General features: G+C 71.4%; 12 protein-coding genes. 8 read left to right on the top strand and 4 right to left on the bottom strand.

What is annotated here, in order from left to right; all coding sequences use genetic code 11:
- The first annotated feature begins 33 nt into the window (after positions 1–33).
- The 7 genes from IO20_RS0105300 to IO20_RS0105270 all read left to right on the top strand — a co-directional run bounded on the left by IO20_RS0105300 (position 34) and on the right by IO20_RS0105270 (position 8,887).
- Positions 34–1,842, top strand: a complete 1,809-nt coding sequence (locus tag IO20_RS0105300; protein ID WP_030546523.1) for an outer membrane protein assembly factor BamB family protein — start codon at positions 34–36, stop codon at positions 1,840–1,842.
- 13 nt (positions 1,843–1,855) lie between these two features.
- Positions 1,856–3,682 (top strand): outer membrane protein assembly factor BamB family protein, encoded by a 1,827-nt coding sequence (locus IO20_RS0105295; protein ID WP_030546522.1) that lies wholly within the window; start codon positions 1,856–1,858, stop codon positions 3,680–3,682.
- Between the two features lie 217 nt (positions 3,683–3,899).
- Complete coding sequence (locus IO20_RS0105290; RefSeq protein ID WP_030546520.1) at positions 3,900–4,583, top strand: response regulator transcription factor; 684 nt, start codon at positions 3,900–3,902, stop codon at positions 4,581–4,583.
- Between the two features lie 111 nt (positions 4,584–4,694).
- On the top strand, positions 4,695–5,738 hold the full coding sequence (gene galT, locus IO20_RS0105285; protein WP_030546517.1) for a galactose-1-phosphate uridylyltransferase: 1,044 nt from the start codon (positions 4,695–4,697) through the stop codon (positions 5,736–5,738).
- Positions 5,735–6,721 carry a UDP-glucose 4-epimerase GalE gene (gene galE, locus IO20_RS0105280; protein WP_030546515.1) on the top strand — a complete coding sequence of 329 codons (987 nt, stop codon included), beginning with the start codon at positions 5,735–5,737 and terminating at the stop codon, positions 6,719–6,721. The genes galT and galE overlap by 4 nt, the downstream gene beginning before the upstream one ends.
- The gene (gene galK / locus IO20_RS0105275; RefSeq protein ID WP_030546512.1) at positions 6,718–7,857 is read left to right on the top strand and encodes a galactokinase; all 1,140 of its coding nucleotides are present in this window, start codon (positions 6,718–6,720) and stop codon (positions 7,855–7,857) included. The genes galE and galK overlap by 4 nt, the downstream gene beginning before the upstream one ends.
- A 253-nt stretch (positions 7,858–8,110) precedes the next feature.
- On the top strand, positions 8,111–8,887 hold the full coding sequence (locus tag IO20_RS0105270) for a response regulator transcription factor (protein WP_030546510.1): 777 nt from the start codon (positions 8,111–8,113) through the stop codon (positions 8,885–8,887).
- Here the strand turns inward: IO20_RS0105270 and IO20_RS0105265 are convergent.
- Positions 8,846–9,343, bottom strand: coding sequence for a MarR family winged helix-turn-helix transcriptional regulator (locus tag IO20_RS0105265; RefSeq protein WP_030210863.1), 498 nt, complete (start codon positions 9,341–9,343; stop codon positions 8,846–8,848). The genes IO20_RS0105270 and IO20_RS0105265 overlap by 42 nt on opposite strands.
- A 160-nt stretch (positions 9,344–9,503) precedes the next feature.
- Here IO20_RS0105265 and IO20_RS0105260 point away from each other — a divergent pair, with 160 nt between their 5' ends.
- A complete protein-coding gene (locus IO20_RS0105260; protein WP_030546508.1) occupies positions 9,504–10,337 on the top strand; it encodes a trans-aconitate 2-methyltransferase in 834 nt (277 codons plus the stop codon).
- Positions 10,338–10,399: 62 nt separating this feature from the next.
- On the opposite strand, the gene IO20_RS0105255 is transcribed toward IO20_RS0105260, so the two are convergent.
- The 3 genes from IO20_RS0105255 to IO20_RS0105245 all read right to left on the bottom strand — a co-directional run bounded on the left by IO20_RS0105255 (position 10,400) and on the right by IO20_RS0105245 (position 14,004).
- Positions 10,400–12,115 carry an FG-GAP repeat domain-containing protein gene (locus tag IO20_RS0105255; RefSeq protein WP_030546506.1) on the bottom strand — a complete coding sequence of 572 codons (1,716 nt, stop codon included), beginning with the start codon at positions 12,113–12,115 and terminating at the stop codon, positions 10,400–10,402.
- A gap of 210 nt (positions 12,116–12,325) precedes the next feature.
- Positions 12,326–13,012, bottom strand: coding sequence for a TetR/AcrR family transcriptional regulator (locus IO20_RS0105250; RefSeq protein ID WP_030210854.1), 687 nt, complete (start codon positions 13,010–13,012; stop codon positions 12,326–12,328).
- A complete protein-coding gene (locus tag IO20_RS0105245) occupies positions 13,012–14,004 on the bottom strand; it encodes an acyl-CoA desaturase (RefSeq protein ID WP_030546504.1) in 993 nt (330 codons plus the stop codon). Before IO20_RS0105245 ends, IO20_RS0105250 begins: the two co-directional genes overlap by 1 nt.
- Between the last annotated feature and the right edge of the window lie 150 nt (positions 14,005–14,154).

Genomic DNA, 14,154 nt, shown 5'->3' with positions numbered 1-14,154 from the left:
AGAAAACCCGTTCACGTCAAGGGGGAACCGCTGATGACCCAGCCGCCCAGCAACCAGCCGCCGGGGGGTTTCGGAGCCCCCCAGGACCCGAACCAGAACCCGCACCAGGGCATGCCGCCCGTCCCGCCCGTACCGCCGCAGGCACCGCAGACCCCGCCGCCGGCCGCGCCCGGTCCGTACGGGCAGCAGCCGCAGCCCGGTTACGGGTACCCGCAGCAGGCCCCCGGGCCGTACGGTCAGCAGCCTCCGCAGCAGCCGTACGGCTACCCGCAGCAGGGCCAGGGCCAGCCCGGCTACCCGCAGCAGCAGCCGGGGCCGTACGGCCAGCAGCCGGGCCCCTACGGCGGCTACCCGGCCCAGCCGGGCTACCCGGGCGCCCCGACCCCGCCGCCCTCCGGCGGCGGCGGTCTCAAGGGCAGGACCGGGATCGTCGCGGCCGTGGCCGCCGGCGCCGTCCTGGTGGCCGCCGTCACCACCTGGGCCGTCGTCGGCGGTGACGACGAGAAGGACCCGGTCGCCAAGCCGACCGCCACCGCCACCTCCGCCGCCCCCAAGCCCACCGAGTCGGTGGACCAGGGCGACGGCTCGGGCGACGGGGGCAACGGCGAGGACGACCTCAACGCGGGCCGCCAGGCCGGCGAGGCCAAGGTCAACTGGCTGCTCAAGAACGATGTCGACCTGCCGCGCAACGGCTCCGACGTCTACGGCCCGTGGATCGTCGGCGACACCGTCGTCAAGGCCATGTACAAGGGCATCAGCGGCTACAGCCTCAGCGACGGCTCCTCGAAGTGGCACATCGACGTGCCGTTCGAGCTGTGCGCGGCGCCCGCGAACCCGTCGGCGAACGGCGTCATGGTCTTCGGCTACGCCGAGAGCGCCAAGGACGGCGCCAAGTGCAGCCAGCTGCAGATGGTCGACCTGAAGACCGGCAAGGCGGGCTGGAAGAAGGCCGTGCCCAAGCCCAAGGGCCTGTTCGCCTTCTCGGACAACACCCTGTCCATCAGCGGCAACACGGTGACCGTCGCGGGCACCAGCAGCGCCTACGGCTTCTCGCTCGCCGACGGCCGCCAGCTGTTCACCGGCCCCACCACCGGTTGCAAGCCCTTCGCCTACGCGGGCGGCAGCAAGCTGGTCGCCGCCATGGACTGCCCCTCGGGCAGCACCTCCAAGAAGTCCCACGCCGTCGGCGTGGTCAACCCGGCCACCGGCAAGCCCGCGTTCACCTTCAAGCTGGAGACCGACTGGGAGGTCGACAAGGTCTACTCGGTCGACCCGCTCGTCGTCTCCGCCACCCAGCGCGAGCAGAAGAAGTGGACGATCTTCGCGCTCGACGCCAAGGGCAAGCTCCGCTCGCAGATCCAGGGCGGCAAGGACAAGTTCGCCCCGTCGTGCGGCGGCGGCTTCGTCATCTTCGGCAAGAACCTCGAAGGATGCACCGGTGTCGCGGCCGACGCGAACACCTTCTACATGGCCACCGAGACCTCGTACGGCAAGCCCAACGAGGTCGTCGCCTTCGACCTGAGGAACGGCAAGCCCAAGTGGCGTTCCAAGGCGCCCGGTGAGCAGTCCATGACGCCGCTGCGCATGGAGGGCGGCCAGGTCCTGCTGTACGTCGACGCCGCGTACGACAAGGGCGGCGCCGTCGCGACGCTCGCCCCGACCGGTGGCGCGCCGAAGATCCTGCTCCAGCACCCGGCGGCGACGGCCACGATCGAGAACAGCTTCTACAGCCCGGGCTACGCCTACGGCAGTGGCACGTTCGTGGTGGCCAGCGGGCGCGTGTCCGCCACCAACGACGAGGCCGAGAAGCAGGTCAAGACGATGATGGCCTTCAGCAAGTGAGGTACACGGACCGATGACGCAGCCCCCACCGCCCCCGCCGAACCAGCCCCCCGACCCGCAGGGCGGCTACGGCGCGCCGCCGCCGCAGCAGCCCGACCCGGGGTACGGCTACCCGCAACAGCAGCCGGGGTACGGCCACCCGCAGCAGCAGCCCGACGCCGGTTACGGCTACCCGCAGCAGCCGCCCGCGGCTCCGCAGCAGCAGCCGTACGGCTACCCCACCGCGCCGCAGCAGCCGCAGCAGCCCTACGGCGGCTACCAGCAGCCCGTGCAGCCCCCGTACGGCTACCCGACGCAGCCCCAGCAGCCCCAGCAGTCCTACGACACGTACCAGCAGCCCGTACAGGCTCCCGGTGGCGGCAAGAAGCTGTCGGCGCAGATGCAGATCATCATCGCGGCCGTCGTCGCCGTCGTCCTGATCGTCGGCGCCGGCATCTGGTACGCCGGCTCCAAGGGCGGCGACGAGCCGACCGAGGAGGCCAAGGGCTCGGCGGGCACCTCGCAGGGCGCGAACGGCACCGGCGGCTCCGGCGGCTCGAACGGCCTGGGCGGCGGGGGCAAGGAGAAGGCCCCGGCGAACACGGCGGCCAAGGAGGTCTTCAAGATCGGCCTGCCGACCGTGCCCGACACCACCGACGTGTCGGGTTCCTGGATCACCGACAAGGCGTTCGTGAAGACCGGCGTGAACTCCGTCGTCGGCTACGACCTCGACACGGGCGCCGTCCTGTGGACGCTTCCGCTGACCGGCCAGGTCTGCGGCGCGTCCCGGCACATGACCGCCGACCACAAGGTGCCGATCCTCTTCGAGGCCGCCAAGCGGGTGGCGCCGCGCTACTACCAGCAGTGCACCGAGGTCGGCATGGTCGACCTCGCCACCGGCAAGCTGCTGTGGTCCACCTCCGTCACCGGCGGGGCCGCCGGTGACGGGAAGGCCCGGTTCAGCGAGGTGACGCTCAGCGGCAAGACGGTCGCGGCCGGCGGCACCGACGGCGGCGCCGCCTTCGACGCCGCCAGCGGCAACCCGCGCTGGAAGCCGCAGGTCAACGACCAGAACTGCTTCGACCTCGGATACGGCGGCGGCGCCGGTCTCGTCGCGGTCCGCAAGTGCGGCCCGTACAGCAGCCAGTACGTGATGATCCAGAACCTCGACCCGATGACGGGCGCGCCGCTCTCGCAGTACAAGATGCCGACCGGTGTGAAGTACGCGTCGGTGATCTCCACCAAGCCGCTGGTCGTCGCGGCCGACGTCGGCGACAGCGCCGGTGACGGCAGCGGCATCTCGGACTTCTTCTCGATCGACGAGAAGACCGGGAAGCTGAAGGCGAAGATCACGGCGGACGCCGACCAGTACGCGGCCCGCTGCCGCTCCACCAAGGTCGAGGCCTGCACGCAGGCGCTCGTCGGCAACGGCCGGCTCTACGTGCCGACCGAGGAGCACGAGGGCTCCACCGGCGAGTACGGCGACGAGACGAACGAGATCATCGCCTTCGACCTGGCCACCGGGAAGATGGTGCCGGAGAAGGCGGACGCGGGCGACAAGTACACGCTCGTCCCGCTCCGCATGGACGGGGGCGACCTGATCGCGTACAAGGTGCCCCCGTACGACAAGGGCGGCCGGATCGTGTCCGTCAACGGCGGCACGATGAAGGAGACCCTCCTCCTGGAGAACCCGTCGGAGAAGCCGCTGCGGGAGACCGAGCGGAGCTTCGGCGTGACCGGCAGCGAGTACCTCTTCGGCGACGGCCGGTTCATCGTCTCGAAGACGTACGTGAGCAAGACGAGTGACAGCGGCTTCTCGACCAAGGAGTACCTCGCCGTCTCGTACAGCGCCAAGGGCTGAGCCCTCGGGCAGGATCAGGTAGCGGGCCCCTCCGGAAATCCGGAGGGGCCCGCTCCCGTCTGCCGCGAGGCCACCCGTGAGGGTGATGTGACGGCGGGTGAGGTGACGATTCGTCGACATGGCGATGCGAATGGGGCGATGCGGGGCGGGGGAGCGTGTACCTTGCCGGGTCAGGCGTGCCGGGGGACGGCGGGCGCGGAGAAGGGGGAAGAGCGGGATGGGCGTACGCCTCGTGGTGGTGGACGACCACCGCCTGCTCGCGGAGGCGCTCGCCTCGGCGCTGAAGCTGCGCGGGCACCGGGTGCTCGCGGCGGCCGCGCCGGTGGCGGGGGCGGCGGAGCTGGTGGTGAGCCGGGCGCCGGAGGTCTGTCTGCTCGGGACGGCGGCTCCGGCCGATCCAGGGGCCTTCGACGTGGTCGTGCGGATCAAGCGGGAGCGGCCGCAGGTGGCGGTGGTGGTGCTGGGTCCCGTGCCCTCGCCGCGCGGGATCGCGGCGGCGTTCGCGGCCGGCGCCTCGGGATACGTCCGGCAGGACGAGCGCATCGAGGGGGTGGAGCGCGCCCTGGTGAAGGCGAGGGCGGGTGAGTCGGCGGTGGCGCCGCAGCTGCTCCAGGCGGCCTTCGCGGAGCTGCTGCACCCCACGGCGCAGCCGGACGACGAGGGGCAGCGGCTGCTGCGGCTGCTCACGCAGCGGGAGGTGGAGGTCCTCGTCCGGGTCGCGGAGGGGGAGGACACCCGGCTGATCGCGGCGGGGATGGGGATCGCGTCGAGCACGGCGCGGACGCATGTGCAGCGGGTCCTGATGAAGCTGGGGGTCGGTTCGCGCCTGGAGGCGGCGGCCCTCGCGGCCCGTACGGGGCTGCTCGACCGGGCGGTGCCGCAGCAGCGGGGACCCCGCTGAGGTGAGTTTCCGGGGCCCCGCGGTGCGGGGCCCCGGCTTCGGCGTTGACGCTCATGTTGGAATGTGATTCCTTGTGCGTGGTTCTGTTTGATCCCGCCGGAGGGCACACCCGTGAAGAAGACCGTCGCCACGCTCGCCGACGGGCGCGAGCTGATCTACTACGACAGCGGCGACGACACCGTCCGTACCGCCGTCGACCCGCGCCCCCTCACCCCCGTCGTCTCCCGCTCCGAGATCCGGCGCGACGCCCTCACCGGCGACGACGTCGCCGTCGCCTCGCACCGGCAGGCCCGCACCTACCTCCCGCCGGCCGACGCCTGCCCGCTCTGTCCCTCCCGGGACGGACGCGAGAGCGAGGTCCCCGAGGAGAGCTACGAGGTGGTGGTCTTCGAGAACCGCTTCCCGTCCCTCTCCGGCGGCGTCGGCCGCTGCGAGGTCGTCTGCTTCACCGACGACCACACCGCCTCCTTCGCCGACCTCACCGAGGAGCGGGTCGCCCTCGTCCTCGACGCCTGGACCGACCGCACCGCCACCCTCTCCGCCCTCCCCGGCGTCGAGCAGGTCTACTGCTTCGAGAACCGGGGCCAGGAGATCGGCGTGACCCTGCCCCACGCGCACGGCCAGATCTACGCCTTCCCGTACGTCGCCCCCCGCACGGCCGCGATGCGCCGCCGCGTCGACGAGCACCGCGCCGAGACCGGCCGGAACCTCTTCGACGACGTCGTCGCCCGCGAACGCGCCGACGGCGAGCGGGTGGTCCTGGAGACCGAGCACTGGATCGCCTTCGTCCCGTACGCCGCCCACTGGCCGTACGAGGTGCACCTCCACCCCAAGCGGCGGGTGCCCGACCTCCTCGCCCTCGACGGCGCGGCGCGCACAGAGTTCGCACAGGTCTACCTGGAACTCTTGAGGCGCTTCGACCGGATCTTCGGCCCGGACGAGCCGCCGACGCCCTACATCGCCGCCTGGCACCAGGCGCCGTTCACGGACGGGCGGCGGGAGGACTTCGGACTGCACCTGGAGCTCTTCACCGTCCGACGGGCCTCCGGCAAGCTGAAGTACCTCGCGGGCACCGAGTCCGGCATGGGCGCGTTCATGAACGACGTACGGCCGGAGGACGCGGCCCGACGACTCCGAGAGGTGGCAAGCGCATGACACAGAGGTACCTGGTGACCGGCGGAGCCGGATACGTGGGCAGCGTCGTCGCCGCCCACCTCCTGGAACGGGGCGACCGCGTCACCGTCCTCGACGACCTCTCCACCGGTTTCGCCGAAGCCGTCCCCGACGGCGCCGAGTTCATCGAGGGCCGCGTCCAGGACGCCGCGAAGTGGCTGGACGGCTCCTACGACGGCGTCCTGCACTTCGCCGCCTTCTCCCAGGTCGGAGAATCCGTGGCCAAGCCCGAGAAGTACTGGGACAACAACGTCGGCGGCAGCATGGCCCTGCTCGCCGCCCTGCGCGCCGCCGGCGTGCGCAAGCTGGTGTTCTCCTCCACCGCCGCCACCTACGGTGAGCCGGAGACCGTGCCGATCACCGAGTCCGCGCCGACCGCCCCCACCAGCCCCTACGGGGCGAGCAAACTGGCCGTCGACCACATGATCGGCGGGGAGTGCGCCGCCCACGGCCTGGCCGCCGTGTCGCTGCGCTACTTCAACGTGGCGGGGGCGTACGGCTCGCTCGGCGAGCGCCACGAGCCCGAGTCGCACCTGATCCCGCTCGTCCTCCAGGTCGCCCAGGGCCGCCGCGAGGCGATCTCCGTGTACGGCGAGGACTACCCGACGCCGGACGGCACCTGCGTCCGCGACTACATCCACGTCGCCGACCTCGCCGAGGCCCACCTGCTCGCGCTCGACGCCATGAGCCGGGACGCGGTGCCGGCCGGCGAGCACCTCGTCTGCAACCTGGGCAACGGCAGCGGCTTCTCCGTCCGCGAGGTCGTCGAGACCGTACGGCGGGTCACCGGCCACCCCGTCCCGGAGATCACCGCCGCCCGCCGCCCCGGCGACCCGGCCGTCCTGGTCGCCTCCGCCGACGCCGCCCGCGAGCGGCTCGGCTGGACGCCGTCCCGTCCCGACCTGGCGGCCGTCGTCGCCGACGCCTGGGCCTTCGCCCGTCGCCGTCAGGAGGAGAACGCATGAGCGTCGCCGCCGACTTCGAGGCGCTGTACGGCGCCGCCCCCGACGGTGTCTGGGCCGCCCCCGGGCGGGTCAACCTGATCGGCGAGTACACCGACTTCAACGACGGCTTCGTCCTGCCGCTCGCCCTGCCGCACACCACCGTCGCCGCCGTCTCCCGCCGTGACGACAACGTGCTGCGCCTGCACTCCGCCGACATCGACGGCGGCATCGTCCAGCTGGCGGCCGACACCCTCGAACCGCTCTCCGGCGGAGGCTGGGCGGCCTACCCCGCCGGGGTCGTCTGGGCCCTGCGGGAGGCCGGCCACCCGGTGACCGGCGCGGACGTGCACCTCACCTCGACCGTGCCGACCGGCGCGGGCCTCTCCTCCTCGGCGGCGCTCGAAGTCGTCACGGCGCTCGCCCTGAACGAGCTGTTCGGCCTCGGACTCACCCGGCCCGAACTCGCCAGGATCGCCCAGCGCGCAGAGAACGCCTTCGTCGGCGTCCCCTGCGGGGTCATGGACCAGATGGCCTCCGCCTGCGCCGAGGAGGGCCATGCCCTCCATCTGGACACCCGGGACCTCTCGTACCGGCAGGTCCCCTTCGACCTGGCGGCCGAGGGGCTGCGGCTCCTCGTCGTCGACACCCGCGTGAAGCACGCGCTCGGGGACGGCGCGTACGCCGAGCGGCGCGCTGGCTGTGAAGCCGGTGCGCGGGCGCTCGGGGTGAAGACCCTGCGCGAGGTGAGCGCTGCGCATCTTCCCGAAACGCTCGCACGCCTGGGCGACGAGACGATTCTGCGCTACGTCCGGCACGTCGTCACCGACAACGCGCGCGTGGAGCGGACCATCGCCCTGCTCGACGCCGGGGACACCCGGGCCGTCGGCCAGGTCCTCACCGAGGGCCACGCCTCCCTCCGTGACGACCTGCGCGTCTCCTGCCCCGAACTGGACCTCGTGGTGGAGACGGCGAACGCCGCCGGGGCGCTCGGAGCCCGGATGACCGGCGGCGGCTTCGGCGGCTCGGCCGTCGTCCTCGTCGACACCGACCGGGCGGACGCGGTCGCCGCCGCCGTCGGGAAGGCCTTCGCCGAGGCCGGGTACACGGCTCCGGGGGTCTTCCCCGCCGTGCCCTCGGCGGGTGCGCGCCGGGTCTGAGCGCCGGCTTCACGCCCCCACAGTCCCGGACGACTTCGGACAGTTCCGCGAATCGGCCCCCACCGCGCTGCCCCGCCCCTACTGTGTGGGGCAGCGCCGGTGGGGGCCGGTGCTGTTCAGGGTGCGAGACCCGGTCGGGTACGGCGCTGGAAGGCGGGGTACCAGTCAACGCACGGCGGCGGTCGTGCGCGTGACGGACCCGCCCCCGGCGCCGTGCCCGCGTCGGTCCGTTCCTCGACACTTGGGGGTGTCCGTGGCACGTATCCGTGTCCTGGTGGTGGACGACCACCGCGTCTTCGCCGAATCGCTGGCCGCCGCACTCGCGGCCGAGCCCGACGTCGACGTCGCCGCGGCGGGAAGCGGCCCGGCCGCCCTGCGCTGCCTGGAACGCGGTGCGGCGGAGGGTCGCAGGTTCGACGTGATGCTCGTCGACGCCGAACTGGGCGCGGGGCCCCCCGGAGCGGCCGTGGCCCGCGCGGTGCCGGACGACGCGGAGGCGGCCGTCGACGGGATCTCCCTGGTGGCGGGGGTGCGCAGGGCGCAGCCCGCGGTCCGTACCGTCGTCCTCGCGGAGAAGGACGACCCGCGGCGGGCCGCGCTCGCCCTCCAGGCCGGGGCGGCCGGCTGGGTGGCGAAGGACTGCTCGCTCCAGCGGCTCCTCGCGGTGGTCCGCGGGGTGCTGCGGGACGAGACGCATCTGCCGCCCGCGCTGCTCACCGGCGTCCTGCGGGAGCTGACGGCGGCCCGCAAGCACCGGACGGACAGCGAGCGGCTCGTGGAGTCGCTGACCCCGCGCGAGCGGGAGGTGCTGCGCTGCATGGTCGCGGGCCTGGGCCGCAAGGCGGTGGCCGAGCGTCTCTTCCTGTCCCCGCACACCGTCCGTACGCACATGCAGAACGTGCTGGGCAAGCTGGGCGTGCACTCGACCCTGGCGGCGGTGGCCCTTGCCCGGCGGGCGGGCGTGGGACCGGCGGAGCCGGTGTCCGGGCTAGCCCGGGAGGTTGTCGAACGGGGCGGTCAGCCGGCGTAGCAGGGCGGCCAGTTCGCCGCGCTGACCGCGGGAGAGCTGGGCCAGGATGGCACGCTCCTGGGCGAGGAGTCCGGCCAGTGCCTCGTCGGCGCGGTCGCGGCCCTCGGGGGTGAGCCGGACGAGGACGCCGCGCCGGTCACTGGGGTCGGGGAGCCGCTCGACGAGGCCCTTCTTGGTGAGCCGGTCGATGCGGTTGGTCATGGTGCCGGAGGTGACCAGGGTCTGCGTCAGGAGCTGGCCGGGGGAGAGCTGGTAGGGCGCTCCGGCCCGGCGCAGGGAGGTGAGGACGTCGAACTCCCAGGGCTCCAGCTGGTGCTCGGAGAAGGCGAGCCGACGGGCGCGGTCGAGGTGACGGGCGAGCCGTGAGACGCGGCTGAGCACCTCGAGCGGTTCCACGTCGAGGTCGGGGCGCTCGCGGCGCCATGCTGCGACCAGTCGGTCGACCTCGTCCTCCATGACGATCAGTGTAGAGGGTCTGTTGACATAAAGTCTCTTGTGTTCAAGTTTCTCGACATCAAGCTTCTTGATCTCAAGATATATTCCGCTGGACTATGGGGAAGGGACCCGCCGGAACCCGTTCCGTTTCGGCCATTCAGTCCAGCAAGGGGGCTCGAACATGCATTCCGTTGAATCCGCCGCACCCACGTGGGACCCGCAGCAGTACCTCCGGCACTCCGGCCACCGCACCCGCCCGTTCCTCGATCTGCTCGCCCGAATACCGCGCCTGCCCGCCCAGGGCCGGCCCGCCCGCATCGCCGACCTCGGCTGCGGTCCCGGCAATGTGACGGCCCTCCTCGCCGACCGCTGGCCCGACGCCCACATCACCGGCTTCGATCTCTCGCCCGACATGCTGGAGCGCGCCGAGAAGGACTGGTCGGGCACCACCAGGGGCGGCGGATGGCTGGACTTCAGGGCCGCGGACGCCGCCCACTGGACGCCCACAGAGCCCTACGACCTGATCGTCTCCAACGCGGCCCTCCAGTGGGTGCCCAACCACCCCGAGTCCTTCGCCCGCTGGATCGACGGACTCCATCCGGGCGGCACCCTGGCCTTCCAGGTCCCCGGCAACTTCACCTCGCCCAGCCACGCCCTGCTCGGCCAACTCTGCGAGACCCCCGAATGGCGCTCCCGCGTCGGCGACCAGGGCCGCCGCTTCGTCCACATCCTCGACGCCGCCGACTACCTCACCCGTCTCACCGACCTGGGCTGCGAGACGGATGTCTGGGAGACCACGTACTGCCAGCTGCTCCAGGGCGAGGACCCCGTCCTCGACTGGGTCAAGGGCACCGCCCTGCGGCCCGTCCTCACCACCCTCGGCGACGACCAGGAGGCCGTCGACGCCTTCCTCGGCCAGTACCGCGCCCTCCTCCGCGAGGCCTATCCACCGGGCCCGCACGGCACGGTGTTCCCCTTCCGCCGCGTCTTCGCCCTCGCCCGCAAAAGCGCCTGAAACACGCGGACGCCCCGCACCGGAGATCCGGTGCGGGGCGCCCTGTGCGCTGCGCGGTACGACTAGTAGAGACCGTTGTAGGTCTGGTAGCCGGTGCCGATGGAGGCGCGGGACTTGAAGACCCAGCCCGCCTCGCCGCGGCCCGTGTAGCGGAACAGCTCGCCGCCCGAGTTCACCGCGAGGAGGTCGGCCTTGCCGTCACCCGTGATGTCACCGGGGGCGACGATCTTCGGGTACGCGTTCCAGCCGCCGCCGATCTTCACGCGGGACTTGAACGGGTAACCCGCCTGGCCGGTGCCCTGGTACAGGTACAGGTTGCCGTCCTTGGCGCGCGCCACCAGGTCGTTCAGACCGTCGCCGCTGAGGTCGCCGGAACCGACGATCCGGTCGTACGCGCCCCAGCCGCCGCCGATCTTCACACGGGAGTGGAGCGCCGTGTTGTTGTAGTTCGTCCGGTACAGCCACAGCACGCCCGAGACGTCACGGGCGACGAAGTCACCGGTGCCGTCGTTGTTCAGGTCGCCCGGCCCCGCGATCAGGTTGATGGCGTTCCAGCCACCGCCGTAGTCGACGTCGCCGTAGAGGCGCCCGTCGTACTTGACCAGAGTGTCGGAGATCCCGTCCGGGCCCAGGGAGTTGACCTCGGTGAGGTTGAGGCCGGCGGCCATGCCGGTCTCGCCGAGCTGCTGGCGGGGGGCCAGCTTGCCCGTGCCCGTCGGGTAGTACCAGAACATCGTTCCGGCCTTGTCCCGGGCGAGCATGCCCTCCTTGCCGTGCGCCGGCACGTTGCCCGCGCCGCCCAGCTGGGGCGTGTCGGCCCAGCCGCCGCCGGAGCTGGCCTGCTGGCGGGCCGTGAAGTGGCCGTTGCCCTTGCCGTAGTAGATCCACAGCGTGCCGTCGTTGCCACGCGCGACGACATCACCGATGCCGTTGCCGTTGTCGTCGTCGATGCCGACGATCTGGTTGTAGAGGTCCCAGCCGTGGCCGACCTCCTTGCGGGGCTTCACCGAGTACGGGCTGCCGGTGCTGCCGTAGTAGAAGAGGACGCCGCCGTTCGTACGGGCGAGGAAGTCGCCCTTGCCGTCGCCGTCGCTGTCACCCAGACCGATGAGCTGGTCGTAGGCCTGCCAGCCGTTGCCGACCTTCTGACGGGCGTGGAACGGAGCGTTGTACGTGCCGGTGGAGACGTAGACCCACAGCTCGCCGGCGGGCGTGCGGGCGAGCACGTCCGGACGGCCGTCACCGCTGATGTCGCCGGGCGAGAAGACCTTGTTGTAGATCTGCCAGCCGGAGGCGCCCCAGCGGAATTCGCCGTAGGACTCGGTGGTGTCCCCGTACAGGGTGATGTCACCGTCGGAGGACAGCGTCAGGACCTCGGGACGGGTGCCGTTCTTGTCCTGGTCGCCGATCGGGACGATGTCCTTGACGAAGTCGGCCGAGCCGTCGCTCCGGTACACCTGGGAGCCTTCGATACCGCTCGTCAGGGCGGAGTAGACCTCGCCGTCGTAGCCGCGCCACAGGATGTCGCTGTGGCCGTCACCGTCGACGTCGGAGCGCGGCGCGCTGCCGGCCTCCGCGGCGCCGGTGATCCCGGCGGAGCGGGAGCCGTCCACCTTCGGCAGGGCCAGCTTGGGAAGTGCGGTACCGGCCGGAGCCGGCTTCTCCACGGACGGGCGCGGCGCCGGGGTGTCGGCGGACGCCGTACCGGCGAGGAGCATGCCCGCGGAGAGGGCGAGAGCGGTGCACGCGGCGACGCGACGGGCACGCTTGGACTGCATGAAGAACAAAAAGATCCCCCCCAGGGAATCAGAGGTTCGACGGAACCAAACAGGGGGGTTCGTACAGGCATCGAACGGCGTCAGCGCGCGACGGAAAGCGCGCGGAGACGACCTCGTTCGACGGTCGGACACCCCCCCGGATGTTGAACATGATTCTACTCAGCGGAAAGGTTTACGCCAGAGCTTTACCCAGCGAATCCGACCGTCCGGTCAGTTCTTGCGGTGCCCTATCAGCCGCGGCTTCTGCTCGAGACCGTCGAGCCCGTGCCACGCCAGGTTCACCAGATGCGCCGCGACCTCGGCCTTCTTCGGTTTCCGTACGTCCAGCCACCACTGACCCGTCAGCGCCACACTGCCCACGAGGGCCTGCGCGTACAGCGGAGCCAGCTTCGGATCAAACCCCCGGGTCTTGAACTCCAGGCCCAGGATGTCCTCCACCTGCGTGGCGATGTCACTGATCAGCGACGCGAAGGTACCCGTCGACTGCGCCACCGGGGAGTCCCGTACGAGGATCCGGAAACCGTCCGTGTAGTTCTCGATGTAGTCGAGCAGCGCGAACGCCGCCTGCTCCAGGAGCTCCCGCGGATGCCCCGCCGTCAGCGCGCCCGTCACCCCGTCGAGGAGCTGGCGCATCTCCCGGTCGACCACGACCGCGTACAGGCCCTCCTTGCCCCCGAAGTGCTCGTACACCACCGGCTTGGACACCCCGGCCTTCGCCGCGATCTCCTCCACCGACGTGCCCTCGAAACCCTTCTCGGCGAAGAGCGTGCGACCGATGTCGAGAAGCTGCTCCCGGCGCTCCGCGCCCGTCATCCGCACCCGGCGCCCCCGCCGGGGCTTCTGCTCGCCGCTGCTGCCGGTCCCGCTGGTCCTGCCGTCGATCGCCACGTCTTCCATCATGCCGCGTCTGCGGAGGCACTCTGGCGGCGGGCTTCGATGCGCTCCTTCGCCGGCCAGCGCACGTCGGACGCCCAGCCCAGCTGCTCGAACCAGCGGATCAGCCGCGCGCTGGAGTCGACCTGGCCGCGCAGCACCCCGTGCCGCGCCGACGTCGGGTCCGCGTGGTGCAGGTTGTGCCAGGACTCGCCGCACGACAGCACCGCCAGCCACCACACGTTGCCCGAACGGTCCCGCGACTTGAAGGGACGCTTGCCCACCGCGTGACAGATCGAGTTGATCGACCACGTCACGTGGTGCAGCAGCGCCACGCGCACCAGCGAGCCCCAGAAGAACGCGGTGAACGCGCCCCACCACGACCACGTCACCAGACCGCCGATCAGCGGCGGGATCGCGAGCGAGAGGATCGTGAAGGAGAGGAAGTGGCGGGAGATCCCGCGCAGCACCGGGTCCTTGATCAGGTCGGGCGCGTACTTGTGCTGAGGAGTCCGCTCCTCGTCGAACATCCAGCCGATGTGCGCCCACCACAGGCCCTTCATCAGCGCGGGGACCGTCTCCCCGAAGCGCCACGGCGAGTGCGGATCGCCCTCCGCGTCCGAGAACTTGTGGTGCTTGCGGTGGTCCGCCACCCAGCGCACGAGGGGCCCCTCCACCGCGAGCGAGCCCATGATCGCCAGCGCGATCCGCAGCGGCCGCTTCGCCTTGAAGGAACCGTGCGTGAAGTAGCGGTGGAAGCCGATCGTGATCCCGTGGCAGCCGATGTAGTACATCGCCACCATCAGCCCGACGTCGAGCCAGCTCACCCCCCAGCCCCACGCCAGCGGCACCGCCGCGAGCAGGGCCACGAAGGGCACCGTGATGAACAGCCCCAGGGTGATCTGCTCGATCGAACCCTTGCTGTCGCCGCCCAGCGTGGCGGAGGGAAGTGCCGTGGCGCCGGCGGGCGCTTCCGGCGCCTCCGGCGCCGAGGTCACCTGTGGGCTAGTGGTCATGGGTGTCCCCTGGGGGTGAAGGTGAGGGTGTGTGGGGGGTACATCGGAGAGAAATCCGAGGAATGTACGAGAAAATACGGCAAAACGCAGCCTAGGCTACGCCTCCGTAACCTACGGCATCGTAAGTATGGCAGCGCCGGGGCGCGCGGC

Source organism: Streptomyces exfoliatus, assembly GCF_000725545.1.
Lineage (GTDB): Bacteria > Actinomycetota > Actinomycetes > Streptomycetales > Streptomycetaceae > Streptomyces > Streptomyces exfoliatus.
The sequence above is the reverse complement of the archived record's forward strand: the minus strand, read 5'-3'. Positions and strand labels throughout refer to the sequence as shown.

Excerpts from the sequence above, each read along its gene's own strand:
- IO20_RS0105300 (WP_030546523.1), top strand. The coding sequence starts at position 34 with ATGACCCAGCCGCCCAGCAACCAGCCGCCGGGGGGTTTCGGAGCCCCC.
- IO20_RS0105295 (WP_030546522.1), top strand. The coding sequence starts at position 1,856 with ATGACGCAGCCCCCACCGCCCCCGCCGAACCAGCCCCCCGACCCGCAG.
- IO20_RS0105290 (WP_030546520.1), top strand. The coding sequence starts at position 3,900 with ATGGGCGTACGCCTCGTGGTGGTGGACGACCACCGCCTGCTCGCGGAG.
- galE (WP_030546515.1), top strand. The coding sequence starts at position 5,735 with ATGACACAGAGGTACCTGGTGACCGGCGGAGCCGGATACGTGGGCAGC.
- galK (WP_030546512.1), top strand. The coding sequence starts at position 6,718 with ATGAGCGTCGCCGCCGACTTCGAGGCGCTGTACGGCGCCGCCCCCGAC.
- IO20_RS0105265 (WP_030210863.1), bottom strand. The coding sequence starts at position 9,343 with ATGGAGGACGAGGTCGACCGACTGGTCGCAGCATGGCGCCGCGAGCGC.
- IO20_RS0105260 (WP_030546508.1), top strand. The coding sequence starts at position 9,504 with ATGCATTCCGTTGAATCCGCCGCACCCACGTGGGACCCGCAGCAGTAC.
- IO20_RS0105255 (WP_030546506.1), bottom strand. The coding sequence starts at position 12,115 with ATGCAGTCCAAGCGTGCCCGTCGCGTCGCCGCGTGCACCGCTCTCGCC.
- IO20_RS0105250 (WP_030210854.1), bottom strand. The coding sequence starts at position 13,012 with ATGGAAGACGTGGCGATCGACGGCAGGACCAGCGGGACCGGCAGCAGC.
- IO20_RS0105245 (WP_030546504.1), bottom strand. The coding sequence starts at position 14,004 with ATGACCACTAGCCCACAGGTGACCTCGGCGCCGGAGGCGCCGGAAGCG.